This window comes from Paenirhodobacter huangdaonensis (genome assembly GCF_004022465.1).
Taxonomy (GTDB): domain Bacteria; phylum Pseudomonadota; class Alphaproteobacteria; order Rhodobacterales; family Rhodobacteraceae; genus Rhodobacter; species Rhodobacter huangdaonensis.
Genome location: NZ_SAVA01000003.1, coordinates 331218 through 354863, shown reverse-complemented (window position 1 = coordinate 354863; position 23646 = coordinate 331218). Strand labels below are relative to the sequence as shown.

The following is a 23646-nucleotide window of genomic DNA, read 5'->3' as shown; positions in this document are numbered from 1 at the left end:
GCGGCTTTCGTCTGCGGTGCGCCCCGGCGGGGCGGAGGATCAGAGCGACGGCAGCGCCACCCGGAAGGTGGTGCCCTTGCCGGTCTCGGTCGAGAAGCTGATCTCGCCGTCGAGCTTCTCGACGATGGTTTTCACGATGCTCAGCCCGAGCCCCGATCCCGACACGCGCGAGCGGTTCGGCGCCTCGGACTTGGTGAAGCGGCTGAACAGCTTGTCGCGCAGCTGCGGCGGGATGCCGGGGCCGTGGTCGCGCACGTAGATCACGCCGCAGCCTGCCTCGCGGCTGGCCCAGATCTCGATCGTGCCGCCCGGTGCGGTGACCTTGGCGGCATTCGACAGCAGGTTCGACAGGACCTGCGCCAGGCGCACGGGTTCGGCCAGGACGAAGACCCCCGGCGCGGTGCCGCCGTCGATGAAGCTGACGCCCAGATGCGCGCCATAGCCGCGGTGCGCCTCGATCGCGTTGCGCACCAGCGCACTCAGATCGACCGGCTCGCTCTCGATTTCGAAGCTGTCCTGGCCGATCTCTTCCATGTCGAGGATGTCGCGGATCAGGCCGAGCATGCGCTCGCTGTTGTTCGCGGCGATGGTGACAAGCGAGTTTGCCTGCTCGGAAAGCGCACCGACGGCCCCGGCCTTCAGCAGCTCGAGCGCGCCCTTGATGCTGGTCAGCGGCGTGCGCAGCTCGTGGGTGATGACCGCAAGCAATTCCTTGCGGTCGCGCTCGGCCTTGGCCTGCAGCGAGATGTCGCGCAGGAGCAGCAGGATGCGGTGGTGCCCGGTTTCGGTGGTGATCGCATAGGCCTGGGCCTCGCAGGTGCGCGCGCCGTGGTCCGACTGGAACAGGGCCGAGCCCTTGCCGTCGCTTTCGACCATGCGGAAGAGATCGTCGATCACCTGCTTTTCGGCGTGGTAATCGGTGTCGGCCATGGTGCGCGTGCCGATCTCGCCCAGACACCAGCCCTGCTCGTGCAGCGCGAAATCGTTCATGAAGCACAGGTATTGCGTCGCCGGATCGACGACATAGACGGCCTCGCGCATCTTGTTGAAGGCCGAGGCGATCATGTGCTCCATCTGGGTCAGCCGGGCGCCGGTCAGCTCGAGGTGCAGCGCTACGTTGCGCCGGCTCCGGCCGTCGGGTTCGAGCACCGGGACGATGACGCAGCGGGTGCCGAGCAGGTGGCCATCGGCGGCCCTGACCTGCGGCGCGCCCGACCAGATCCGGCCCTGACCGGTGGTCTCGCGGATCTCGGCGCGCAGCACCCCGCCCTCGTCCGCATAGAGGCGCTCGGCGATCATGCCGAGCAGCTCCTCGCGGCGGTAGCCGGTGGCGTGCAGGAACTTCTCGCTCACCTCGCGGATCCGGCCATCCGGGCCCGAGATGATGACCATGGCATTGCCGTCCATCGCCGGCCTCGCGCCTGCGTCCCCGGCCGGATTCGGCGGGGCGATGCCGGCGTCCGCCGTCACTGTGGTCATGCCCTCCAGCGACGCAAGCGCCGTGCGCGAAAAAGCCCCAGGCACAGCCGGGACAGCGAGTCGAACAGACCGTTCCATCGTCAACAAAACCCCATCAATGATCAGCCCCTGAATGCCGTGCCGTCGGATGCCGAACCTCGTTGCAGCCCGATTCTACCGACCGGAGACCCCGGGAGGGACACCGCTTCTTCGTGGTTAACATCAGGTGTCGCACCGAATTGGTCCGGGACTATGGATAGAAAAGGTCGAAATCGTGGCACGGTGCCGCCGTCTCGACACGGATCGCCTCCGGGGCTGGCCGGCGGGGTCAGGCGTCCTTCCAGGCGGGCAGGGCGAAGATCAGGGTGCTGCCCTGGCCGAGCCGGCTTTCGGCGCGGATCCAGCCGCCCTGCAGCCGCGTCAGGTCCTTGCAGATCGCCAGACCAAGGCCGACGCCCTGGTTGCGGCGCGTGGTGCCGGTGCCCTCGTTGACCTGGGCGAAACGGTCGAAGATGATCGAGAGCTTGTCGTGGGAAATGCCGATGCCGGTATCCTCGACCCGGAACACCACCATGTCGCCCTGGCGCTCGTTGCGCACGGTGATCGAGCCGTGATCGGTGAACTTGAGGGCGTTGCCGAGCAGGTTGGTCAGGATCTGGCGGAAGCGCATTTCGTCGGCGGCGATCGGCAGGTCGGCCATCTCGCAGCGCAGTTCGAGGTGCTTCTCGGCAGCCATCGACTGCATCTGGTCGAGGACCGATTGCGTCACCCGCAGGCTGTCCACGCGGGTGGTCTCGATGCGCATCGTGTTCGCCTCGATCCGGGCCAGGTCGAGCATGTCGTCGATCAGCGTCTGCAACTGCACGCCGGCATTGCGGATCCGGTCGGAGAAGGAGCGGATGTCGGTGCGATAGGCGTCGAACAGCCGCCGCAGCGAGGGGTTGTCCTGCGCCTCGAGCAGCTTGTGCAAGGTGACGTAGGAGGGCAGGCGGTCCGAATTGTAGATGAAGCTGTTGAAGCCGGTGACCACGGTCAGCGGTGTGCGCAGCTCGTGGCTGATGATGTTCAGGAACTGGGTCTTGGCCTCGTCGGCCTGCTCGGCACGGCGCAGCGCGGCATAGAACTGCGTCACGTCCGCCGCGGTACCGATGTAGCCGCGGAAGCTGCCGTCCTTGGCGAAGACCGGCTTGCCGCTGGTGCGGATCCAGGATTCGCGGTCGGGATGGAAACGATAGCTGTAGACCACGTCCTTGAACGGCTCGTGGCGCTCCATCGTCTGGCGCAGGGCGATCAGGTTCTCCGCCTCGGGGCTGCCGTCCGGCTCGACCAGAAGCTCGACGCGGGAACAGCCGATGAAATCGGCGGGATCGCGTCCCATCGCGCGGCGGAAGCCTTCCGAAAGATAGGTGAACTGCAGGTGCTCGTCCTGCTCCCAGAACCATTCGGTGCTGATGTCGGCCACGTCGCGGAAGCGGCTTTCGGCGGCATCGCGCTCGGCCAGCGCCGCGCGCAGCTCGGTATTCGAGGTCTCGATCTGGCGCTGATGGCGGCGCAGGTCGGTCAGCTCGATGCGGAACATCACCAGCCCGTTCTCCGAGGTCCGGCGGGTGTAATAGCGGAACCACAGATCACCGTCATAGCAGACCTCGAGCTCGGAGGTCTCGGCGTGCAGGTTGTCGAGGATCTCGTGCGGGCTGGCGGCGGGGCGGCCGCCGATCAGCATCTCCTTCGAGATCGCGGCGCGGCGCTCGACCAGCTCGGCCAGATTGCGGCCTTCCTTCAGCGCGCGCTGCATGCCGGGCAGCATGTTGCCGGCGACGCGGTTGAACATGATCAGCCGGTCTTCGGCATCGAACAGCCAGAAGCCCACCGGCAGCGCGTCGATCGCGTCGAACAGGCGCTGTTCGGCCAGCTGCGCGCGCTGGCGGCTGTGCAGCAGCTCGGTGATGTCGTTCAGCACCGCGACGCGGCCGCCGGTGGGCGTTTCCTGCTCGAGGATCTGCAGCCAGTAGCCGTTGCTGAGCTCGAGCTCGAACCGGCTCGCCTTGTGGTCGCCGCGGGCGAGGTGCTTGCCAAGCCAGGCCTCCTCGTGGCCGGTGGCGTCGGGGTAGAGGCCGTGGCGCAGCCCCTCGCGCAGGATGCTCTCGAAGGTCGCGCCCTTGACGACGGCGTCGCTCGCCGGGCCATGGATCTCGCGGTAGCGCTCGTTGCAGATCTGCAGCCGGTCGTTGCGGTCGAAGAGCACGAAGCCCGACTGCAGCACATTCACCGCCGCGCGCAGCTGCGCCGCGCTGCGCCAGTTCGCGGCCCGCAGCCGGTTCAGATACCACGCCATCGCCAGGGTGACGATCATCGCGATGCCGGTCAGCATCCGGTTGCGTTCGGTCTGGGCGGGGACGGCGTCCCAGCCGGCCGCCGGCACGAGGGCGATGGTCCAGATCGAGGAGGGCAGGCGGAGCTGCTGGACTGCCGGATTGCGGGCAAAGACCGCGTTGTCGCCATAGATGGTGCGCTCGTCGCCGAGCATGTTGTGGGCGCGGATGGTGATCTGGTAGTCTTTGCTGAAGTCGTCGAGGCCAAGCTCGCCCAGGAAGGTGTCCTTGTCGAACACGATCGAGGCGACGGCCCAGAACTGGCCGGTGTCGCCATCATCCCCGAGCAGGAAGACCGGCTCGCGCAGGATGAAGCCGGCATAGCCCTGCAACAGCGAGATCGGGCCGTCGAGGGCAGACTTGCCGGTCCGGGCGATGCGGTCGAGCACGGCGCTCTGGCGCGGAACGTCGCGCAGGTCGCGCCCGATCAGGCCGAGGTTCTCTTCTTCGGGGTAGACATGGGTGATGAACTTGTCGCGCACCAGCGCCATGTTGACGACGGAGGGGTCCTCGAGCTGGATGCCGGACGAGAGCCGCGCGAATTCCTGCTCCGAGATGTTCGGGCGCAGCGCCACCGCCGCGGCGATGCCGCGCGCGAACAGCTCCTTGCGGTTCACCGCCTCGTGGATGCGCTCGGTGATCTGGGTCTGCGCGGTATAAAGACCGGCCATCTGCTGGTCCTGCGCCGCAAGCCGCGAGAACCGTTCGAGGTTGTAGGACAGCGACACGAATGCGAGCATGATGGCGACATAGGTCGCCAGCTCGATCATCAGGTTGATTCGTCTGATGCGGTTCTTGTCGGGCATCATTCTTTTCTTTTTCGCGCTCGCCGTCGCCGACAGTATCCGTTGACTGTCACACAATTATTCCGGCGGCGCCAGAGTGGACTACACGCTATGCGCGAGTTCTGTCCTTCCTGCAACAGGTTGGCCGATCGGATCAATTCGCCAGCACCCGGCGGAAACGGGCGAGCGCCACGGCCAGTGCCAGTGCCGCCATCGCCGCCATTGCCGCGATCTCCCAGACGACCAGGGCAAGCCCCGCGCCGCGGTAGAGAACCGACTGGGTGAAGGCGACGAAATGCGGCGCGGGGCTGATCAGCTGCATCAGCACGCGCAGCCAGCCGGGCATCGATTCCATCGGCGTCATGCCGCCCGAGAGCAGGATCATCACGATGATCACCGGGATGATCAGCAGGCCGAACTGCCCCATCGTATGGGTGAAGGTCGACAGCAGCAGCCCGATCGAGGCGACGGCGATGACATAGATCGCGGTGCCCGCGATGAAGAGCGGCAGCACACCTTGCGCCAGCGGCACCCCGATCAGCCACTGGATGACCACCAGCAGGCTGAAGACGGAAGCCCCGAGAATTACGGCGCCATTCGCGAGGATCTTCGAGAAGACGATCTCATGCGGGCGCACCGGCATCACCAGCACATGCTCGATCGTGCCATGTTCGCGCTCGCGGATCAGCGAGGCGCCGGCGAGGATCAGCGTGAGGATGGTGACCGAGTTCATCAGCTGCATCACCGAGGTGAACCACTTCGAGGTCAGATTCGGGTTGAAGCGGTTGCGGAACACCACGTCGACGAGCGAGGCGGCAGAGCCGTTCGGGGTGAAGAAGGTGGAAAGCTCGCCCGCCAGCAGTTCCTGCATGAAGGCGGCGCCATTGCCGGCATGGGCGACCGCAGTCGCATCGACGTCGATCGAGAGCGTCGCCGCGTGGCCGGACAGCAGGTCGCTTTCGAACTTCGGCGGGAAGGAGACGACGAGGATGTAATCGCCGTATTTCAGCGCCTGTTCCGCCTGCGTCGGGGTCAGGCTGACCGGATGCTTGAACAGCGGCGGCTGGATCGCATCGGTGAGCCGGTGCGACAATGCGCTCTGGTCCTCGTCGACCACGGCAACGGCGAGGTCGTTGATCTCGGTCGAGATCGCGTCGGCCACCATGTAGGTGGCCACGGTGAAGACGTAGAAGATCAGCACCAGCATCACCGTGTCACGCCGGATCGCGCGCAGCTCCTTGCCGGTCAGGCGCAGGGTGTTGAGCAGGCTTCGCCACATCGGCTCAGGCCTCCTGCTTGCGCAGCGCAAAGACCGCGGCGACGATGTAGAAAAGGGCGAAGCCGGCGATCGCCAGGGTGTTGACGCCGATATCGGCCCAGCCGAAGCCCTTCAGGAAGGTGCCCATCGACACCGTCTGATACCAAGCGCCGGGGAAGGCGAGACCAAGGGCGTGGCCGCTGGGCTGCAGCGAGGAGATCGGCACGATCAGCCCGGAGAAGTTCACCGTCGGGATGATGGTGATCACCGCGACGGCAAACACCGCCGAGACCTGGGTCTTGGTGAAGGACGAGATCAGCTGGCCGATTCCGGTGGTGGCGATGACGTAAAGCAGCGTCACCGCCGCCAGCGCGGGGAGCGAGCCGGTGAAGGGGGGGCGGAACAGCACCATGCCGAGTGCGAAGAGCATCCAGAAATTGAGCGTCGCGATCACGATATAGGGGATCTGCTTGCCGAGCAGGAATTCGATCTTGCGGATCGGGGTCGAGCGGAAATTGGCGATGGTGCCGGTTTCGACCTCGCGCACGACACCGATCGCCGACATCACCGCCGGGATCATGATCAGGATCAGCATCACCACCGACGGCATGATCGCATTGGTGCTCTTGAACGCCTGATTGAACAGATAGCGGGTTTCGATCGAAACGCCCGTGCGGTCGGAGCGGCCGTTTTCGCGGGCATAGATTTCGGAGAAATAGGTCAGCAGACCAAGGGCATAGCCGCGTGCGGTCTCGGCGCGGAAGGGCATCGAGCCATCAATCCAGAGCGAGACCTCGGGCACCTTGCCCTGATGCAGCTCGCGCCCGAAGCCATTCGGGATCTCGAGTGCGACGGTCAGCTCGCCCTTGCCCATGCGGGCGGTCATGTCGCCGGTGCCGCGCAGCGGCGTCTCCTCGCTGAACTGTCGGATCGCGCTGAACTGCTCGGTCAGGCGCCGGCTTTCCGGGGTCTGGTCCTGGTCGAGCACGGCGAAGGACAGGTCGTCGACATCGAAGGAGATGCCGTAGCCCACGGTGATCAGCAAGATCACCGGCCCCATCAGTGCGAAGAACAGCCGGATCGGGTCGCGCACCAGCTCGAGCGTTTCGCGCCAGGTGTAGGCCCACAGCCGGGTCAGCGATTGCCGAAGCGGGCTGCGCGGGGTGCGCTGGCCATCGAAATCGGTGTTGCCCGCCGCGGGCTCGGGGCCGAGCGCATCCTGAAGATAGCCGATGAAGGCGGCCTCGAGGGTCTGTGCGCCCCGCTCGGCAACCAGATCGGCCGGCCGTCCGACCGCCAGCACCTTGCCCGCATGCATCAGCGAGATCCGGTCGCAGCGTGCCGCCTCGTTCATGAAATGGGTCGAGATGAAGATCGTCACGCCCTTGTCGCGGCTGAGCGAGATCAGCTTGCGCCAGAACGCGTCGCGCGCCACCGGGTCGACGCCCGAGGTCGGCTCGTCGAGGATCAGGATCCGCGGCTCGTGGATCGTGGCGACGGCAAGCTGCAACCGCTGACGGATGCCGAGCGGCAGGCTCTCGGGCATTTCGCGGGCGATCTCGTCAAGCTCGAATTCGGCCAGCACCTCGTTCACCCGCGCCGCGCGGCGCTCGGGCGCGACGCCGTAGAGTTTCGCGTGCAGCTCGAGGTTCTGCCGCACCGTCAGCTCGGTATAAAGCGAGAAGCTTTGCGACATGTAGCCGATGCGCAGCCGCGCCTGCATGTCGGAATTCTTCAGCTCCTCGCCGAACAGCCGGGTCTCACCCTCGGTCGGGTCGAGGAGCCCGGTCATCATCTTCATCGTCGTCGTCTTGCCGCAGCCGTTCGAGCCGAGGAAGCCGAAGATCTCGCCCACGGGAATCTCGAAGCTGACATCATCGACCGCGGTGAAGGCGCCGAAGCGCTTGGTCAGGTGCCGCGCCTCGATCGCCGGCGCCTTGTCTGCGCTGATGACGCGGGGGCGCAGCTCGACCGGCTTGTGGCCGGCGCGCTCGTCCTCGGGCAGGAGGCGGATGAAGGCCTCCTCGAGTGTCTCCGCCCCGGCCTGCGCGCGCAGCTCGGCGGGCGTGCCTTGGGCGATCACCTTGCCGTCGTCCATCGCGGCGAGCCAGTCGAAGCGCTCGGCCTCCTCCATGTAGGCGGTGGCGACGATCACGCTCATCCCGGGCGTGCGGGCGCGGATGCTGTCGATCAGCTCCCAGAACTGCTGCCGCGACAGCGGGTCGACGCCGGTCGTCGGCTCGTCGAGGATCAGCAGGTCGGGGTCGTGGATCAGCGCGCAGCACAGGCTCAGCTTCTGCTTCATGCCGCCCGACAGCTTGCCCGCCGGCCGGTCGGGAAAGGGCGCAAGTCCTGTCGCCTCGAGCAGCATCTTGATGCGGGCGGCACGTTCCTCCGCCTTCTGGCCAAAGAGCCGGCCGAAGAAGTCGAGGTTCTCCCGCACGCTCAGCGTCGGGTAGAGGTTGCGGCCGAGGCCCTGCGGCATGTAGGCGATGCGCGGCGCGGCACGCCGGCGCGCGGCGGTCCTGGCCATGTCCCCGCCCAGCACCGTGACCTTGCCCGACTGCAGCTTGCGCACCCCCGAGACGAGGGCGAGCAGGCTCGACTTGCCGACCCCATCGGGGCCGATCAGCCCGGCCATGCAGCCCGCAGGGATCTTCAGCGTCACGTCGGCGAGCGCGGCGGTTGATCCGTAGCGGTGGCTGACGCCCTCGAGTTCCGCGGCAAAGCCCATGACCGGCCTATTGCGGCAGTTTGACTTGAAGGTTCGCCGGCCATTCGGCATCGGGGCGGGTGCGGACATAGCCGATGCCGCGCACGCCGACCTTCACCTGATCCTCGAACTTCTCGAGCAGCTCCTTCGGGATCGTCAGCTTGACGCGGAACACCAGCTGCTCGCGCTCTTCCTGGGTCTCGACGCTTTTCGGCGTGAACTGCGCCTCGGGGGCGATGAAGGTGATCTTCGCCGGCACCACATATTGCGGGATCGGGTCGAGGATCATCCGCGCCTCGTCATTCGAGGCGAGCGTGCCGACCACCGTCGCCGGCAGATAGAGGTTCATGTAGACGTCGGTCAGGTCGAGCAGCGTCGCCACCGGCGTGCCCGCGGCGATCACCTCGCCCGGCTCGTGCAGCCGGTATTCGACCCGTCCGCGCAGCGGCGCGCGCACCGTCAGGTCATCGAGCGCGACCTTCACCTGTTCGACGCTCGCCCCGGCCGCAGCAATCAGCGCGTCGCCGTTCGACACCTGCGCCTGTGCCGCGGCAAGTGCCGCCTTCGCGGTCTCGAGCGCATTCGTCACATCATCGAGCACGCTTTGCGCGGCATGGCCCTCGGCGTGCAGGGTGACGGTGCGATCGTAAGTCGTCTGCGCCACGGAAAGCGCGCTTTGCGCCTGGGTCACCGCAGCCTGCGCCTGTTCCTTCGCCGCCTTCGCCTGCAGCACCGAGGCCTCGGCCGCCAAGAGCTGCGCCTGATAGGAGCGGTCGTCGATCTTCGCGATCACCTCGCCCGCCTCGACGATCTGGCCCTCGTGCACGTCGACCTCGGTGATCCGCCCGGCGTATTTCGGCGCGACGTCGACGCTTTGCGCCTCGATCCGGCCGTTCGAGCTGGCGATCGCGGTCTCGGCCTCGCGCAGGCCGAGCCTGACCAGCAGATCGTCGAAGAAACCGCCGGCGGCGGCGGCAGTGGGCAGCGTGGCGCCGAGGCAGGTGCAGACAAGAAGAGCCCGAGTCAGCGACACCTGTTTTGCACGGATCATGCGCGATCTCCTTCCGGAACGGTTCCCGCGCCGGCGCGTCGGGACGCGGGGCCGGCAGGGAGGGGCCGGCGTTGCGGTTGCGCGCAGGCTGACGCGAAAGCCCCGCTCTGTCAACGCGGCCATGCGCTGTCTTCGACTGTTTCGTCGGGGAAAAATCCGATATTTTTCAATTTATTGACAAGATGTTTACGGCCCTGCGGAAACCGTGGCGGCAATCCGCGTGTTCTCGGCCGGCGCGCTGCGTTATGCTGCCGCTGTCGGGGCACGCCCCCCGTCGTGACCCTTGCGGAGCTCCGCCCGATGTTCAGATCCCCTTCGCCGAACGCCAGCTTCTTCGCCCTGGTCGTGCTGGTCTCCGTCGCCTTCATCTGGCTCTTGCTGCCCTGGTATGGCTCGGTGCTCTGGGCGGTGATCCTGGCGCTGTTGTTCCGGCCGCTGCAGGTCTGGCTCGAGCGCCGCTTCGGCGGCCGCCGGTCGCTGGCCGCCTTCGTCAGCGTGCTTGCCTGCATCTGCATCGTGGTGATCCCGGGGGTGCTGATCCTCGCGGCGCTGGCGCGCGAGGCCTCGGCGCTCACCACCTCGATCAGCAGCCGCGAATTCGATCCCGCAGCGCTGCTCGACCAGGTGCGCGCAGCGCTGCCCGCCGGGGCACGGCGCGTGCTCTCGTCGCTGAACCTGGGCGATTTCGGCGACATGCAGTCGGGCATCACCAGTTTTCTCGAAAACGTCAGCCAGACCATCGCCACCCGCGCCTTCACCATCACCCAGGGGACGGCGCAGCTTTTCGTCGGTTTCGGTGTGATGCTCTATCTGCTGTTCTTCCTGTTCCGCGACGGGCCGGCGCTGGCCGCCACGATCCGCCGTGCCAGCCCGCTCAGCGACCACCACACCGGCAAGCTGATCGAGGAATTCGAGGCGGTGATGCGCGCCACGGTGAAGGGCAACATCATCATCGCGGTGATCCAGGGCACGATCGGCGGGCTTGCCTTTGCCGCGCTCGGCATCCGCGCGGCGCTGCTGTGGGGCGTGCTGATGGCGCTGCTGTCGCTGGTGCCGGCGGTGGGGGCAAGCCTCGTGTGGCTGCCGGTGTCGCTGTACCTGCTGATCTCGGGCGAGGTGCTGCGCGGCGTGGCGCTGATGCTGGTGGGCATGCTGGTGATCAGCCTGATCGACAATTTCCTGCGCCCGCCGCTGGTCGGCAAAAGCACCCGGCTGCCCGATTATCTCGTGCTGCTGTCGACGGTGGGCGGGCTGACGCTCGTCGGCGTGAACGGCTTCGTCATCGGCCCGCTGATCGCGGCGCTCTTCGTCGCGGTCTGGTCGCTGTACATGCAAGACCGCAGTTCGGACGGCGGGCTTACTCCGCCGCCTTCTTCCGGGCCATGATCCGGCGCAGCATGCCAAGCAGGCTGAGCCCGATCGAGATCGAGCTGCCAAGCGATTCGATCCGTCCCTCGACGCCGGCGACGGTGCCCTGGGTCTCGGCGAGGGCGCGGGCGCGGGCGATCTCCTCCATCTCGGTCAGGGCCGTCATCTCGGCCGAGCCGGGTTCGCTCAGCGCGAAAAGCAGCAGGCCCACGGCAAGCACCAGGTAGCCACCCGCCAGCACGCCGGTTGCACCGAGCTCGCCCAGCGGCGTCAGCAGCGCGAGGTAGAGCGTCCGGGTGGCAAAGCTCGCCGCGACGATCAGCGCGGCGACGGCGAGCGTGCCCGCGAGCGCGCGGCGGATCATCTGCTTCAGCAGCAGCCGGCGCCGCATCAGCGCGACACGGGCGTAGAACTTGGTCGATTCGAATCCGGTCATGCTTTTCCCTTTCAGCGCAGCTGGCGCCCGATCACCACGCCAAGCGCCAGCCCGACGCCAAGCGCGGCCAAAGCCGTCAGCTTCGGAAACTTCTCGATTTCATCTGACATGTCATCAAGCGCGGCGCCGATGGTTTCCATCAGCCCCTCCAGCTGCGCGCTGTCGGCTGCCGCTGCCTCGGCCGTGTCCTGCGCCGGCTCGGCCACCTTGCGCGCGCGCCCGGCCTGCGAGGTGACATGGGCGTCGAATTCCGCGCGAAGCTGGGTGATTTCGTCCTTCAGGCTCATCTTCCGCTCCCTTTCCGGTTTCGGGGCTCTGGTCCGATCAAGCGCCGGAAATCCGCGCTCGGCAAGCCCTTGCGGCAATTGCCGGCGCGGCAAGGGCCGGGTGTGGCGGGGCAGGGGCGCTCGCGCAGGGCGGGAAAACCCGACCCGGGCGGTCGGTTTTGTTGCGGGGGCGCCGGGGCTGCGGTATCAAGGCACATGATCACGCAGAAGATGAAATATGCGCTGAAGGCGCTGATGGTGCTGGGCGACGAGAAGGCCGCCGAGGGCAAGGCGCTGCGCATCGAGGAGATCGCGACGCGCTCCGGTGCGCCGAAGCGCTTTCTCGAGCACATCCTGCTCGAGCTGCGCAACGCCGGCTATATCGCCTCGACTCGTGGCCGGTCGGGCGGCTATGCGCTGATCAAGGAACCGGCGCAGGTGCCGATCTCGGATCTGCTGCGGATGATCGACGGGCCGATCGCGCCCTTGCCCTGCCTGTCGCGCAAGGCCTACCAGCGCTGCGACGACTGTTCCGACGAGGACAGCTGCCGGATCCGGCGCGTCTTCGCCGAGCTCTACTGGTCCTATCTCGTGCTGATCGAATCGCTCACGCTCGAGGACATGCTGCATGCCACGCCGATGGCGCAGAAGATCCTGGCGCAGCCGCTGCCGCCGGGCTGATCCGGCATCTTCCTGAACTGACGTGAAACTCCGGGCCGCACTGCGGCCCGTTGCCACATCCTGCGCCGGGGAATCATTTTCCAAAATCTCGATGAAATAAGGCGAGTTTTTTCCGTTGCAAATAACGACAATCTCTGTCGTGATAAGCGTGAAGGGGCAAGGTGCCCTGCACGACAGGAGGGAAGCATGTTCAGAACGATCCAGTTCGCCGGCCGCCTCAGCGCACAGGGCCAGCTCGTCGAGGCGCATCCCGACGGGCGCGTCACCATCACCACCGGCCGCGAGATCCTCACCGGATTTCCGGTGAACCTGGTGCGGGCGGCGCGCACCGCGGCGACGGCGCTGGCGCTGGCGCTTGCGGCCCTTGCCGTGGCGCCGCAGCCGACGCAGGCCGCCGAGACGCTGCTCAACGTCAGCTACGATCCGACCCGCGAATTCTACCGTGATTACGACAGGCTGTTCGCCGACTGGTGGGGCGCGCAGGGCCATGAGGCGGCGAAGATCGAGGTCTCGCACGGCGGCTCGGGGTCACAGGCCCGGGCGGTGATCGACGGGCTCGACGCGCAGGTCGTGACCCTCGCGCTTGCCTCCGACATCGACAAGATCGCCGCCGCCGGCAAGCTGCCGGCCGATTGGCAGGGCCGGTTGCCGCACAATTCCTCGCCCTATACCTCGACCATCGTCTTCCTGGTGCGCGAGGGCAATCCGAAGGGCATCCACGACTGGGGCGACCTGGTGAAGGAGGGCGTCGAGGTCATCACCCCGAACCCGAAGACCTCGGGCGGGGCGCGCTGGAACTATCTGGCCGCCTGGGCCTGGGCCGAGAAGAACGGCCAGGACCCGAAGGCCTTCGTCGGCGATCTCTTCCGCCATGTTCCGGTGCTCGACACCGGCGCGCGCGGGGCGACCACGACCTTTGCGCAGCGCGGCATCGGTGACGTGCTGCTCGCCTGGGAGAACGAGGCCTGGCTGGCCGAAAAACAGCTTGGCGCCGATGCCTTCGACATCGTCGTGCCCTCGGTCTCGATCCTCGCCGAGCCGCCGGTCGCGGTGGTCGATGCCAACATCAGGACCGACGCGCAGCGCGCGCTGGCCAATGCCTATCTCGAACACCTCTACAGCCCCGAGGCGCAGGCGCTGGCGCTCAAGCACTTCTACCGCGCCTGGGACAGCTCGAAGGCCGCGCCCGAGGATGCCGCCCGCTTCGCCCCGCTGCATCTGGTGACGATCGAGGATTTCGGCGGCTGGGCCAAGGCGCAACCCGAGCACTTCGGCGACGGCGGCACCTTCGACCAGATCTATACCGCGAAGTGAGGTCGCCATGCGCATCGTCGCGAAATCCCCGATGCCCGGCTTCGCGCTCAGCGCGGGGCTGGTGCTCAGCCTGCTGAGCCTGATCGTGCTTCTGCCCATCGGTGCGCTGCTCGTGCGCGGCGCCGGGATGGGGCTCGCCGATCTCACGGCGGCGATCTCGGGCGAGCGGGTGCGCTCGGCGCTGCTGCTCTCGTTCCGCTCGGCGCTGATCGCGGCGGCCTTCAACCTTGTCCTCGGTGTCGCCATCGCCTGGGTGCTGGTGCGCTACCGCTTCCCCGGCCGACGCCTGATCGACGCCGCGATCGACCTGCCCTTCGCGCTGCCGACGGCGGTTGCGGGCATCGCGCTCACCGCGCTTTACGCGCCGAACGGCGTCTTCGGCCAGATCGCGGCCGCGGCCGGGCTGCGCATCGCCTATGCGCCCCCGGGCATTCTGCTGGCGCTGGTCTTCGTCGGCCTGCCCTTCGTCGTGCGCACCGTGCAGCCGGTGATCGCCGAGATCGACCGCGAGGTCGAGGAAGCCTCGGCGACGCTCGGCGCCTCGCGGCTGACCACGCTGCGCCGGGTGGTGGCGCCGGTCCTGATGCCCGCCGCGCTCACCGGCTTTGCCCTCGCGCTCGCCCGCGGCGTGGGCGAATACGGCTCGGTGATCTTCATCGCTGGCAACCTGCCGATGAAGACCGAGATCGCGCCGCTTCTGATCGTCATCCGGCTCGAGGAATTCGACATCGACGGCGCCGCGGCGATCGGCATCGCCATGCTCGGCATCTCCTTCGCCATGCTGCTGCTCATCAATGCGGTCCAGGTCTGGAGCCGCCGGAGGATCGGTTATGTTTGACGCCGCCCATCTTGCCCCGTCCCGTCCCGCCCGCCGCCGATTCCGCGCCGCGACCGAAGAGCCCGCAGCCCTGCGCCGCGGCCTGATCGGCCTGGTCTTCGTGTTGCTGGCGGTGCTGCTCTTCGCCCCGCTCGTCACCGTCTTTGCCGAGGCGTTGTCGCAGGGCGCGGGCGCCGCGCTTGCCGCGCTGGCCGAGCCCGAGGCACAGGCGGCGATCCGGCTGACGTTGCTGGTCACTGCGCTGTCGGTGCCGCTGACCGCCGTCTTCGGCCTTGCCGCCGGCTGGGCGATCGCGCGCTTCGACTTCCCCGGCAAGGCGGTGCTGATCACCCTGATCGACCTGCCGTTCTCGGTCTCGCCGGTGGTGGCGGGGCTGTGCCTCGTGCTGCTTTTCGGCGCCAATACCACGCTTGGCGGCTGGCTTGTGGGGCAGGGGGTGCCGGTCGTCTTCGCGCTGCCGGGGATCGTGCTCGCCACCGTCTTCGTCACCTTCCCCTTCGTCGCGCGCGAGATCCTGCCGGTGATGGTCGAGCAGGGCCGCGCCGAGGAAGAAGCGGCGCTGACGCTGGGCGCCTCGGGCTGGCGGATGTTCTTCACCGTGACCTTGCCGAACATCCGCTGGGCACTGCTTTACGGCGTGCTTCTGGCCACCGCCCGCGCCATGGGCGAGTTCGGCGCCGTCGCTGTGGTGTCCGGCAAGATCCGCGGCGTCACCGCGACCGTGCCGATCGCGATCGAGATGCTCTACAACGAATACCTCACCGTTGCCGCCTTCTCGCTTGCCGCGCTGCTTGCGAGCCTCGCGCTGGTGACCCTTGCCCTCAAGACCGCGCTCGAATGGCGTCACGCCGATGCGCTTTCCGCCATCCGCCGTGCCTGAAAGGAGCCCTGCCATGCATATCGAGATCGACGAGATCGCGAAGACCTTCGGCCGCACCGCCGCGCTGCAGCCGGTGTCGCTGTCGATCCCCTCGGGGGCGCTGGTGGCGCTGCTCGGCCCTTCGGGCTCGGGCAAGACGACGCTGCTGCGCATCCTCGGCGGGCTCGAATTCCCCGAGACGGGCCGGGTGCTGTTCGACGGCCATGACGCGACCGGCCTGACGGTGCAGGAGCGCCGCGCCGGCTTCGTGTTCCAGAACTACGCGCTCTTTCGCCACATGACGGTGTTCGAGAACATCGCCTATGGTCTGAAGGCCCGGCCGCGCGCCTTGCGGCCGGAAAAGGAGGAGATCGCCCGACGCGTGACGAAACTGCTCGAGCTGATCCGCCTGCCCGAGATCGGCGGGCGCTATCCGGCGCAGCTTTCGGGCGGGCAGCGGCAGCGCGTGGCGCTTGCCCGTGCGCTGGCGATCGAGCCGCGGATGCTGCTGCTCGACGAGCCGTTCGGGGCGCTCGACGCCAAGGTCCGCAAGGAGCTGCGTCATGGCCTGCGCGAGATCCACGACACCACCGGACTGACCACGATCTTCGTCACCCACGATCAGGAAGAGGCGATGGAGCTTGCCGATCTGGTGGTGGTGATGTCGATGGGCCGGATCGAGCAGATGGGCCGCCCGGCCGATCTGCGCGCCCGCCCCGCCTCGGCCTTCGTGCGCGAGTTCCTGACCGCCTGAGGAGGGCAAGATGGACGCCATCGACCGGCGCATCCTGAGCGAGCTGCAAGGCGATGCCTCGCTGCCGATCGCTGCGCTTGCCGATCGCGTCGGCCTGTCGCAAAGCCCGTGCTGGCGGCGGGTGCACAAGCTCGAAGAGGCCGGTGTCATCGCCGGCCGCACGATCCGGGTGGCGCCCGAGGCGCTTGGCCTTGGGCTGACCGTCTATGTCGAGGTGATCGCACTCGACCACACGCCGGCATGGCGCGCGGCCTTCCTGGCGGCGCTCGCGCCGATCCCCGAGGTGATGGAGGTGATGCGCCTTGGCGGCGCGGCGGATTACCTGCTGCGCATCGTCACCGCCGACATGGCAAGCTATGATGCGCTTTACCGGCGCCTGACCGAGGCGGTGCCGATGCGCGCCGTGACCTCGCGCTTCGTGATGGAGCGGTTGCTGAGCCGGCCGCGCCTGCCGCTTCAGCCGAGCTGAGCGAGCAGCGCCAGAAGAAGGGCGATTTCGGCCGCCTGCTCGCCGGTGCCCAGAACATCGCCGCTCTGTCCGCCGATCTTCGCGCGGGCAAGCAGGCCGACGCCGAGCGTGGTCAGCGCCGCGGCCAGAAGCGCAAGCGCGGTGCCGGGCACGAGCGCCAGAACCGCAAGCCCGATCAGCAGCGCCGTCCCCACCGCCTCGCCCGGCACGCCGCGGGCCAGATGCCCCATGCCGTCGGCGCGCGCAGGCGGCAGCGCCGCCATCAGCACCACGGGTGCCACCCGCGCGGCGCAGGCGGTGACGATCAGCGCGGCGATGCCGTGCCCTGCGGCGGTCAGCGCCGCCAGCGCCTGCCAGCGCAGGCCGAGCGACAGGATCAGCGCAAGCGTGCCATAGGAGCCGATCCGGCTGTCGCGCATGATCTCGAGCCGGCGCGCCCGCTCGTGCCCGCCCCAGAAGCCATCGGCGACATCGGCCAGCCCGTCCTCGTGCAGCCCGCCGGTGGTCACGACCTGCGCCGCGAGCGCCAGCCCCGCGGCCAGCATCGGCGGCAGGCCAAGCGCGGTGGCCACGCCCAGCACCGCCGCCGCGACCAGCCCGACCGCGAGCCCCGCCAGCGGAAAGGCCCAGGCCGCCGCGCCGATCGCCGGCGCGGGCTCGGGCAGGCGCCCCGCCGGCAGCCGCGTCAGCAGCATCAGCGCCAGCTGTGCCTCGGCGGCGCGGGCCCGGATCATGCCTCGCTGACCCCCGCCTCGCCGAAGGTCGCCATGCCGTTGTGGCATTCGAGTGCCGCGCGCAGGATGCCAAGCGCCAGCGCCGCGCCCGAGCCCTCGCCAAGGCGCATGTCGAATTCGACCACCGCCTGCTTGCCGATCGCGGCGAGCAGCCGCCGGTGCCCGGGCTCGGCCGAGGCATGGCCGACGAGGCAATGGTCAAGCAGCCGCGGGTCGGCGGCATAGAGCGTCGCCGCCGCCGCGGTGCAGATGAAGCCGTCGAGAATCACCGGGATCCGTGCCGCCCGCGCCGCCAGCACCGCGCCGCAGATCGCCGCCTGCTCGCGCCCGCCAAGGCTTGCGAGCGTCGTCATCGCGTCCTTGCCGCCATGCAGCCGCAGCCCCGCCTCGATCGCCGCGACCTTGCGCCTGATCCCGGCATCGTCCGAGCCGGTGCCGGGCCCGACCCAGTCGGCCGGCGTCGCACCGAAAAGCGCCGAGGCGAGCGCCGCCGCGATCGTCGAATTGCCGATGCCCATCTCGCCGAGGATCAGCACATCCGCCGTGGGATCGACCGCCGCCGCGCCGCGGTTCATCGCGTCAAGCGTCTCGGCCTCGGTCATCGCCGGGCCCTGGGTGAAATCGGCGGTGGGATGATCGAGGTCGAGCGCGACGACGCTCAGCTCGGCCCCGTTCACCCGGCACAGCTGGTTGATCGAGGCGCCGCCGGCCTCGAAATTCGCCACCATCTGCTGCGTCACGTCTTGCGGATAGGGGTTCACCCCCTGCGCGCAGATGCCGTGGTTGCCGGCAAAGATCACCGCCTGCGCCTTCGTTATGCGCGGCCGGTCGGTGCCGCGCCAGCCCGCCATGAAGATCGCCAGATCCTCGAGCCGACCGAGCGATCCGGGCGGCTTGGTCAGGCTGTTTTGCCGCGCCAGCGCCGCTGCGCGGGCGCCCTCATCCTGGGCCGGCAGCGTGTCCGCCAGCGCGGCGATCTCGGCAAGCGATTTGAATGTCATCATTTCACCTTCATCGGCAGGCCGGCCACGGCGAAGATCACCTCGTCCGCCACGGCCGCGACCCATTGGTTGAGAAGCCCCGCGGCATCGCGGAACTCGCGGGCAAGCCGGTTCTCGGGCACGATGCCCAGACCGACCTCGTTCGTCACCAGAACCACCGGCGCGCTCTGTCGGGCAAGTGCCGCGCACAGATCGCGCCCCGCCGCCTGCCAGTCGTGCCCGCCGAGCATCTGGTTCGTCAGCCACAGCGTCAGACAGTCGACCAGCCGCGGCACGCCATCGGTCGCGGTCAGCGCGCCGACAAGATCGAGCGGCTCCTGCACCGTCCGCCACTCGGCGCCGCGCCGGGCCTGATGCGCCGCGATCCGGGTTTCCATCTCGCCGTCGAAGGCCTGTGCGGTGGCGATATAGACCGCCGGCGTGCCGAAGCCGAGGGTGCGGCCCTCGGCGATCGCGCTCTTGCCCGAACGCACGCCGCCGGTAATCAGGATGGTCTGGCTCATGGTTTCTCTTGTCCCCCGCCCGGCTTCAAAGCAGAAACGGCGCAGCCGCGAAAGGAGAAATGCGAGATGTCCGCCGAGGGGATGCGCGAGCTGGTCTTCATCCGTCATGCGCCCGCGCGCCATGGCGGCTGTCTCGCCGGCCGCCGCGACGTGCCGGCCGATCTGCCGGACGTGGGCACGCTTGCCGCGCTGCGCGCCGAGCTTGGGGCGCTGCGCGTTGTCGCCTCGCCCGCGCTGCGCTGCCGGCAGACCGCCGCGGCGCTCTGGCCCGATCAGGAGCCCGAGACCGACCCGCGGCTGTGGGAGCAGGATTTCGGCGACTGGGAAGGGCTGCCCTTCGCCGATCTGCCCGACATCGGCACGCTCTCTGCATCTGAACTCGCCGCGCATCGCCCGCCGCGTGGCGAAAGCTTTGCCGAGCTGTGCGCCCGCGCCACCCCGGCCATCGCGGCGCTGGCCGCGGGCGAGGGGCGGGTGGCCATCGTCGCCCATGCCGGCATCGTGCGGGCGGCGCTGGCGCTCGCCACCGGATCGGTGCCCGGCGCGCTTGCCTTTCAGGTGGCGCCGCTGTCGCTCACCCGGCTGCTGGCGCTGCCCGGCGGCGGCTGGTCGGTCGCCGGCGTGAACCGGGTTTGCGGATGAGGGGGAGCCTGCACGTTCCGGGCCATTTCGGCGAGTTCCTTCAGGGCCGGCTTGGCCCCGACGGGCCGGTGGCGCTGATCACGCTGCCCTGCCCGTCGCTCGGCGTCGTGGCGCAGGCGAACGGCGGGCGGGGGCTGATGCTGCACGGCGGACCGCCGCCGGGGCAGGCGCGCGCGCTGCTCGCCCGGCTTAGCCTGCCGCTGCCCGGCCGTGTGGCGCTGCGCCCGCTCGCGCCTCCCGGCATGGGCACCGGGGTTTCGACGGCTGCGCTGGTGGCGCTCGCCCGGCTTGCGGGCTGGCAGGGCCCGCCCGAGGGGCTCGCCCGTGCCTGCATCGCGGCCGAGGGCGCCTCGGACCCGCTGATGTTCGCGGCCCCCGCGCGGCTTTTGTGGGCCTCGCGTGAGGGCCGGACGCTGGCGCATCTGCCGGCGCTGCCGCGGTTTCATGCGGTCGGCGGTTTCTGGGGCCCGCCGCGCCGGACCGAGCCGCGCGACGTGGCCTTTCCCGATATCGCAGACCTCGCCCGGCTCTGGGCCCGGGGCGGCGATCTGCCCACCCTGGCGGCACTTGCCAGCGAAAGCGCACGCCGCACCCTTGCGCTGCGCGGCCCCGTGGGCGATCCCTCGGCCCAGATCGCCGGCGCCCTTGGGGCCGCGGGGTATGCGATTGCCCATACCGGCGCCGCCCGCGCCTTCCTCTTCGTGCCGGGCACCCTGCCCGCGGGGGCAGGGGCGGTGCTGCGCGCGGCGGGCTTCACCGGCATCCGCCGCTTCACCGGAGGAGAGAGATGAGTTTTGCCGCGATGATGCTGATCGCCTGCGCGATCGACCTGGTGTTCGGCTGGCCCGACGCGCTGTTTCGCCGCATCGGCCACCCGGTCACCTGGCTCGGCGCGCTGATCGCGACGCTTGACCGCCGGCTGAACCGCGAGGGCACGGCACGGCGGGCGCGCGGCGTCCTTGCCGCGCTCGCCACCATCGCGCTTGCGGCGGGGGCGGGGGCGGTCGCACAGGCGCTGCTGCCGGCGGGGCCGCTGGGCGTGGTGATCGGCGGCGTGCTGGCCTGGCCGCTCGTCGCGATCCGCTCGATGCACGACCATGTCGCCGCGGTCGCCCGGCCGCTGGTCGCCGGCGACCTTGGCGCCGCGCGGCAGGCGGTGTCGATGATCGTCGGCCGCGATCCCGCGGCGCTCGACGAGGCGGGCGTTGCCCGCGCGGCCCTTGAAAGCCTGGCCGAGAACAGCTCGGACGGGATCACCGCGCCGCTCTTCTGGGGCGTGGTGGCGGGGCTGCCGGGGATTGCCGCCTACAAGGCGATCAACACGCTCGATTCGATGATCGGCCACCGCACCGCGCGGCACGAGGCCTTCGGCTGGGCCGCGGCGCGGATCGACGATGTCGCGAACCTGATCCCGGCGCGGCTGACCGGGGTCATCTTCGCGCTGGTCTCGCGCGCCCCCGGCCGCGCGCTTGCGGTGATGGTGCGCGACGCCCGCGCGCACCGCTCGCCCAATGCCGGCTGGCCCGAGGCGGCGCTTGCCGGGGCGCTTGGCGTGCGCCTGTCCGGGCCGCGGATCTATGGCACCACGGTGGCGGCCGAGCCCTGGCTGAACGGCGCCGCCCCGGACCCGGCGCCGCTTGACCTTGCCCGTGGCCTTGCGCTTTACCGCCGGGCGATGGCGGGGCTCGGGATTCTCCTCGCGGTGGCCGCAGTTTGGGGGATCTGATGCGCGATCACGGTGGCAATCTGGATGCGGCGCGGGCACGCTTTGGCGGCACCGGCTGGATCGACCTCTCGACCGGGATCAACCGCGCGCCCTATCCGCTGCCGCCGCTGCCGCCCGAGGTCTGGACGGCGCTGCCCACGACCCCGGCGAAGGCCGCGCTGCTTGCCGCCGCGCAGGCGGCCTTCGGCACCGCAGCGCCGGGCGTGGCGCTGGCCGGGGCGCAGGCGGCGATTCAGATGCTGCCGCGCCTTGGCCCGCCCGGGCGCGCCCGGGTGCTGGCGCCGACCTATAACGAGCATGCCGCGCAGCTGCGCGCCGCCGGCTGGCAGGTCGAGGAGGTGGCGCGGCTGACCGACCTTGCCGGTGCCGATCTTGCCGCCGTCGTCAATCCGAACAACCCCGACGGCCAGGCCCATGCGCCCGCCGATCTGCTGGCACTGTCGGGCGCCGTGGGCCGGCTGGTGGTCGACGAAAGCTTTGCCGACCCGGTGCCGGACCTCTCCGTCGCCGCCCATGCCGGCACCAACGGGCTGACGGTTCTGCGCTCCTTCGGCAAGTTCTGGGGCCTTGCCGGGGTGCGCCTCGGCTTCGTCTTCGCCGATGCGGTGACCATTGCCGCGCTCGAGGCCGCCGCCGGGCCCTGGCCGGTCTCGGGCCCGGCGCTCGAGATCGGCCGGACCGCGCTTGCCGATGCGCCCTGGCGCGCCGCGACCATCGCCCGGCTCGCGGCCGAGACCGCCCGTCTCGACGCCCTGGCGCAAGGGGCGGGCTGGTCGCTCGTCGGCGGCACGGCGCTTTTCCGCACCTATGCCACGCCCGATGCGCCGGCGGCACAGGAAGGCCTTGCCCGCGCCCGGATCTGGTCGCGGATCTTCCCGTGGTCGCCGAGCTGGCTGCGCCTTGGCCTGCCCGGCGGCGTGGCGGAATGGGACCGGCTGAGCGCCGCCCTCGCCCGCTAACGCGCCAGCGCGAAAAGCCCGCCCACGTCGAGATGTGCCTCGACGTGATCGGCGAGCGCCTCGAGCGCCGCCTCGACCCCGGCCTCGTGCCCGCGCCCCGAGGCGGCAATGCCCAGCCCGCTGAGGAAAGCTGCGCGGAAGTCGTCGGCGGCAAAGAGCCCGTGCAGATAGCTGCCGCTCACCCGCCCGTCGGCCGAGATCGCCCCCTCCGCCGCGCCGGCGATATCGGCGAAGGGGCGGGCGCGGTCCGGCCCCTCGGTGCGGCCGATATGGATTTCATAGCCTGCGACCGACAGCCCCGTTCCGGCATGGCGCGCCGAAACCCGGCGCAACCGCTTCTCGGGCGTCATCACCGTGGTCACGTCGAGAAGGCCCAGCCCGGGGCTTTCCCCCGCCGGTCCCTCGATCCCCTCGGGATCGGCGATCACACGCCCCAGCATCTGATAGCCGCCGCAGATGCCCAGAACAGCGCCGCCGCGGCGCAGATGGGCGGCGAGGTCGATATCCCAGCCCTGCGCGCGCAGGAAGGCGAGATCGCCGCGCGTCGATTTCGTGCCGGGCAGGATGACAAGCCGCGCATCGCCCGGGATGGGCTCGCCCGCGCGCACCATCACCAGCTCGACCCCCGGCTCGGCCGCGAGCGGGTCGAGGTCGTCGAAATTCGCGATCCGCGAGAAGGCGAGGCAGGCGATCTTCACCCCGCCCGAGGCCGGACCCGAGGCGAGGTCGAGCGCATCCTCGGCCGGCAGCCGATGCGCCGCGGAAAACCAGGGCAGCACGCCGAAACCGGGCCAGCCGGTGCGTGCTTCGATGAAGCGATAGCCGTCGTCGAAGAGCCTTGGGTCGCCGCGGAACTTGTTCACCAGAAAGCCGCGCACCAGCGCCGCGTCGGCCGGGTCGAGCACCGCCTGGGTGCCGACGATCTGCGCGATCACCCCGCCGCGGTCGATGTCGCCCGTCAGCACCACCGGCACCCCGGCCGCGCGCGCAAAGCCCATGTTGGCGATGTCGTTCGCGCGCAGGTTCACCTCGGCCGGGCTGCCCGCGCCCTCGACGAGGACAAGATCATGCGCCGCCGAGAGCCGGCCGAAGCTTTCGAGCACCGCCCCCATCAGCCCGGCGCGGAAGGTGGCATAGTCGCGTGCCCCGGTGACGGCGCGCCGCCGCCCCTGCACGATCACCTGCGCCCCGGTCTCGCTCTCGGGCTTCAGCAGCACCGGATTCATGTCGGTGGCGGGCAACAGCCCCGCCGCGCGCGCCTGCAGCGCCTGCGCCCGGCCGATCTCGCCGCCGTCCGCGGTGACGGCCGCGTTGTTCGACATGTTCTGCGGCTTGAAGGGCGCGACGCTCAGCCCGCGCCGCCGTGCCGCCCGGCACAGCCCGGCAACCAGCATCGACTTGCCGACATTCGAGCCCGTGCCCTGGATCATCAGCGCCGTCATCCCCGGCCTCCCGCCGT

The 23646-nt window shown here is 69.4% G+C and carries 22 protein-coding genes; 11 read left to right on the top strand and 11 right to left on the bottom strand.

Annotation, left to right across the window (positions count from 1 at the left end; all coding sequences use genetic code 11):
* Positions 1 to 39 precede the first annotated feature (39 nt).
* The 5 genes from EOW66_RS07280 to EOW66_RS07260 form a co-directional block, all read right to left on the bottom strand.
* Entirely contained in the window at positions 40 to 1479 is a 1440-nt protein-coding gene (locus tag EOW66_RS07280; protein ID WP_164881055.1) for a PAS domain-containing sensor histidine kinase, read from the bottom strand.
* 307 nt (positions 1480 to 1786) lie between these two features.
* The gene (locus EOW66_RS07275; protein ID WP_164881054.1) at positions 1787 to 4636 is read right to left on the bottom strand and encodes a sensor histidine kinase; all 2850 of its coding nucleotides are present in this window, start codon (positions 4634 to 4636) and stop codon (positions 1787 to 1789) included.
* 133 nt (positions 4637 to 4769) lie between these two features.
* Positions 4770 to 5894 (bottom strand): ABC transporter permease, encoded by a 1125-nt coding sequence (locus EOW66_RS07270; protein WP_128155757.1) that lies wholly within the window; start codon positions 5892 to 5894, stop codon positions 4770 to 4772.
* 4 nt (positions 5895 to 5898) lie between these two features.
* Complete coding sequence (gene rbbA, locus EOW66_RS07265) at positions 5899 to 8607, bottom strand: ribosome-associated ATPase/putative transporter RbbA (RefSeq protein ID WP_128155756.1); 2709 nt, start codon at positions 8605 to 8607, stop codon at positions 5899 to 5901.
* A 7-nt stretch (positions 8608 to 8614) separates the two neighbouring features.
* Positions 8615 to 9637: an HlyD family secretion protein gene (locus EOW66_RS07260; RefSeq protein WP_128155755.1), complete on the bottom strand. Its 1023-nt coding sequence runs from the start codon at positions 9635 to 9637 to the stop codon at positions 8615 to 8617.
* A 300-nt stretch (positions 9638 to 9937) separates the two neighbouring features.
* Between EOW66_RS07260 and EOW66_RS07255 the strand changes: the two genes are divergently transcribed.
* Positions 9938 to 11023: an AI-2E family transporter gene (locus EOW66_RS07255; RefSeq protein WP_128155754.1), complete on the top strand. Its 1086-nt coding sequence runs from the start codon at positions 9938 to 9940 to the stop codon at positions 11021 to 11023.
* On the opposite strand, the gene EOW66_RS07250 is transcribed toward EOW66_RS07255, so the two are convergent.
* Both EOW66_RS07250 and EOW66_RS07245 read right to left on the bottom strand, forming a co-directional pair.
* A complete protein-coding gene (locus tag EOW66_RS07250) occupies positions 10995 to 11441 on the bottom strand; it encodes a hypothetical protein (protein WP_128155753.1) in 447 nt (148 codons plus the stop codon). The genes EOW66_RS07255 and EOW66_RS07250 overlap by 29 nt on opposite strands.
* 11 nt (positions 11442 to 11452) lie before the next feature.
* Positions 11453 to 11728: a hypothetical protein gene (locus EOW66_RS07245; RefSeq protein ID WP_128155752.1), complete on the bottom strand. Its 276-nt coding sequence runs from the start codon at positions 11726 to 11728 to the stop codon at positions 11453 to 11455.
* Positions 11729 to 11923: 195 nt separating this feature from the next.
* Between EOW66_RS07245 and EOW66_RS07240 the strand changes: the two genes are divergently transcribed.
* From EOW66_RS07240 to EOW66_RS07215, 6 genes are all read left to right on the top strand, one after another.
* Entirely contained in the window at positions 11924 to 12388 is a 465-nt protein-coding gene (locus EOW66_RS07240) for an RrF2 family transcriptional regulator (RefSeq protein WP_113899931.1), read from the top strand.
* A gap of 186 nt (positions 12389 to 12574) precedes the next feature.
* Positions 12575 to 13702 carry a sulfate ABC transporter substrate-binding protein gene (locus tag EOW66_RS07235; RefSeq protein ID WP_128155751.1) on the top strand — a complete coding sequence of 376 codons (1128 nt, stop codon included), beginning with the start codon at positions 12575 to 12577 and terminating at the stop codon, positions 13700 to 13702.
* Positions 13703 to 13709: 7 nt separating this feature from the next.
* Positions 13710 to 14540 carry a sulfate ABC transporter permease subunit CysT gene (cysT, locus tag EOW66_RS07230; RefSeq protein ID WP_128155750.1) on the top strand — a complete coding sequence of 277 codons (831 nt, stop codon included), beginning with the start codon at positions 13710 to 13712 and terminating at the stop codon, positions 14538 to 14540.
* A complete protein-coding gene (gene cysW / locus EOW66_RS07225; protein WP_128155749.1) occupies positions 14533 to 15420 on the top strand; it encodes a sulfate ABC transporter permease subunit CysW in 888 nt (295 codons plus the stop codon). The genes cysT and cysW overlap by 8 nt, the downstream gene beginning before the upstream one ends.
* Before the next feature lie 13 nt (positions 15421 to 15433).
* Entirely contained in the window at positions 15434 to 16153 is a 720-nt protein-coding gene (locus EOW66_RS07220) for a sulfate/molybdate ABC transporter ATP-binding protein (protein WP_128155748.1), read from the top strand.
* Positions 16154 to 16163: 10 nt separating this feature from the next.
* Entirely contained in the window at positions 16164 to 16622 is a 459-nt protein-coding gene (locus EOW66_RS07215; protein WP_128155747.1) for an Lrp/AsnC family transcriptional regulator, read from the top strand.
* On the opposite strand, the gene cobS is transcribed toward EOW66_RS07215, so the two are convergent.
* Genes cobS through cobU form a run of 3 tightly spaced genes read right to left on the bottom strand, consistent with a single transcriptional unit; the run spans position 16610 to position 18860 of the window.
* Entirely contained in the window at positions 16610 to 17356 is a 747-nt protein-coding gene (gene cobS / locus EOW66_RS07210; protein WP_128155746.1) for an adenosylcobinamide-GDP ribazoletransferase, read from the bottom strand. The two genes, EOW66_RS07215 and cobS, sit on opposite strands and share 13 nt — an antisense overlap.
* Positions 17353 to 18360: a nicotinate-nucleotide--dimethylbenzimidazole phosphoribosyltransferase gene (gene cobT / locus EOW66_RS07205; protein ID WP_128155745.1), complete on the bottom strand. Its 1008-nt coding sequence runs from the start codon at positions 18358 to 18360 to the stop codon at positions 17353 to 17355. Before cobT ends, cobS begins: the two co-directional genes overlap by 4 nt.
* A complete protein-coding gene (gene cobU / locus EOW66_RS07200; RefSeq protein WP_128155744.1) occupies positions 18357 to 18860 on the bottom strand; it encodes a bifunctional adenosylcobinamide kinase/adenosylcobinamide-phosphate guanylyltransferase in 504 nt (167 codons plus the stop codon). The genes cobT and cobU overlap by 4 nt, the downstream gene beginning before the upstream one ends.
* Before the next feature lie 66 nt (positions 18861 to 18926).
* On the opposite strand from cobU, the gene EOW66_RS07195 reads away from it, so the two are divergent.
* From EOW66_RS07195 to cobD, 4 genes are read left to right on the top strand one after another with little or no spacing between them, the layout of a single operon-like run.
* A complete protein-coding gene (locus EOW66_RS07195) occupies positions 18927 to 19502 on the top strand; it encodes a histidine phosphatase family protein (RefSeq protein WP_128155743.1) in 576 nt (191 codons plus the stop codon).
* The gene (locus EOW66_RS07190) at positions 19499 to 20293 is read left to right on the top strand and encodes a propanediol utilization protein (RefSeq protein WP_128155742.1); all 795 of its coding nucleotides are present in this window, start codon (positions 19499 to 19501) and stop codon (positions 20291 to 20293) included. Before EOW66_RS07195 ends, EOW66_RS07190 begins: the two co-directional genes overlap by 4 nt.
* The gene (cbiB, locus tag EOW66_RS07185) at positions 20290 to 21228 is read left to right on the top strand and encodes an adenosylcobinamide-phosphate synthase CbiB (protein ID WP_128155741.1); all 939 of its coding nucleotides are present in this window, start codon (positions 20290 to 20292) and stop codon (positions 21226 to 21228) included. The genes EOW66_RS07190 and cbiB overlap by 4 nt, the downstream gene beginning before the upstream one ends.
* Positions 21228 to 22187: a threonine-phosphate decarboxylase CobD gene (gene cobD / locus EOW66_RS07180; protein ID WP_128155740.1), complete on the top strand. Its 960-nt coding sequence runs from the start codon at positions 21228 to 21230 to the stop codon at positions 22185 to 22187. Before cbiB ends, cobD begins: the two co-directional genes overlap by 1 nt.
* Here the strand turns inward: cobD and EOW66_RS07175 are convergent.
* On the bottom strand, positions 22184 to 23629 hold the full coding sequence (locus tag EOW66_RS07175) for a cobyric acid synthase (RefSeq protein WP_128155739.1): 1446 nt from the start codon (positions 23627 to 23629) through the stop codon (positions 22184 to 22186). The genes cobD and EOW66_RS07175 overlap by 4 nt on opposite strands.
* Positions 23630 to 23646 lie beyond the last annotated feature (17 nt).

What these genes read in the sequence shown, in the direction of transcription:
- cobS (WP_128155746.1), bottom strand. Translation starts at nt 17,356, where the DNA reads ATGATCCGGGCCCGCGCCGCCGAGGCACAGCTGGCGCTGATGCTGCTG.
- cobT (WP_128155745.1), bottom strand. Translation starts at nt 18,360, where the DNA reads ATGATGACATTCAAATCGCTTGCCGAGATCGCCGCGCTGGCGGACACG.
- EOW66_RS07235 (WP_128155751.1), top strand. Translation starts at nt 12,575, where the DNA reads ATGTTCAGAACGATCCAGTTCGCCGGCCGCCTCAGCGCACAGGGCCAG.
- EOW66_RS07280 (WP_164881055.1), bottom strand. Translation starts at nt 1,479, where the DNA reads ATGACCACAGTGACGGCGGACGCCGGCATCGCCCCGCCGAATCCGGCC.
- rbbA (WP_128155756.1), bottom strand. Translation starts at nt 8,607, where the DNA reads ATGGGCTTTGCCGCGGAACTCGAGGGCGTCAGCCACCGCTACGGATCA.
- EOW66_RS07215 (WP_128155747.1), top strand. Translation starts at nt 16,164, where the DNA reads ATGGACGCCATCGACCGGCGCATCCTGAGCGAGCTGCAAGGCGATGCC.
- cbiB (WP_128155741.1), top strand. Translation starts at nt 20,290, where the DNA reads ATGAGTTTTGCCGCGATGATGCTGATCGCCTGCGCGATCGACCTGGTG.
- EOW66_RS07195 (WP_128155743.1), top strand. Translation starts at nt 18,927, where the DNA reads ATGTCCGCCGAGGGGATGCGCGAGCTGGTCTTCATCCGTCATGCGCCC.
- cysW (WP_128155749.1), top strand. Translation starts at nt 14,533, where the DNA reads ATGTTTGACGCCGCCCATCTTGCCCCGTCCCGTCCCGCCCGCCGCCGA.
- EOW66_RS07220 (WP_128155748.1), top strand. Translation starts at nt 15,434, where the DNA reads ATGCATATCGAGATCGACGAGATCGCGAAGACCTTCGGCCGCACCGCC.
- cobD (WP_128155740.1), top strand. Translation starts at nt 21,228, where the DNA reads ATGCGCGATCACGGTGGCAATCTGGATGCGGCGCGGGCACGCTTTGGC.
- EOW66_RS07240 (WP_113899931.1), top strand. Translation starts at nt 11,924, where the DNA reads ATGATCACGCAGAAGATGAAATATGCGCTGAAGGCGCTGATGGTGCTG.
- EOW66_RS07255 (WP_128155754.1), top strand. Translation starts at nt 9,938, where the DNA reads ATGTTCAGATCCCCTTCGCCGAACGCCAGCTTCTTCGCCCTGGTCGTG.
- cobU (WP_128155744.1), bottom strand. Translation starts at nt 18,860, where the DNA reads ATGAGCCAGACCATCCTGATTACCGGCGGCGTGCGTTCGGGCAAGAGC.
- EOW66_RS07250 (WP_128155753.1), bottom strand. Translation starts at nt 11,441, where the DNA reads ATGACCGGATTCGAATCGACCAAGTTCTACGCCCGTGTCGCGCTGATG.
- EOW66_RS07270 (WP_128155757.1), bottom strand. Translation starts at nt 5,894, where the DNA reads ATGTGGCGAAGCCTGCTCAACACCCTGCGCCTGACCGGCAAGGAGCTG.
- EOW66_RS07175 (WP_128155739.1), bottom strand. Translation starts at nt 23,629, where the DNA reads ATGACGGCGCTGATGATCCAGGGCACGGGCTCGAATGTCGGCAAGTCG.
- EOW66_RS07260 (WP_128155755.1), bottom strand. Translation starts at nt 9,637, where the DNA reads ATGATCCGTGCAAAACAGGTGTCGCTGACTCGGGCTCTTCTTGTCTGC.
- EOW66_RS07275 (WP_164881054.1), bottom strand. Translation starts at nt 4,636, where the DNA reads ATGCCCGACAAGAACCGCATCAGACGAATCAACCTGATGATCGAGCTG.
- cysT (WP_128155750.1), top strand. Translation starts at nt 13,710, where the DNA reads ATGCGCATCGTCGCGAAATCCCCGATGCCCGGCTTCGCGCTCAGCGCG.
- EOW66_RS07245 (WP_128155752.1), bottom strand. Translation starts at nt 11,728, where the DNA reads ATGAGCCTGAAGGACGAAATCACCCAGCTTCGCGCGGAATTCGACGCC.
- EOW66_RS07190 (WP_128155742.1), top strand. Translation starts at nt 19,499, where the DNA reads ATGAGGGGGAGCCTGCACGTTCCGGGCCATTTCGGCGAGTTCCTTCAG.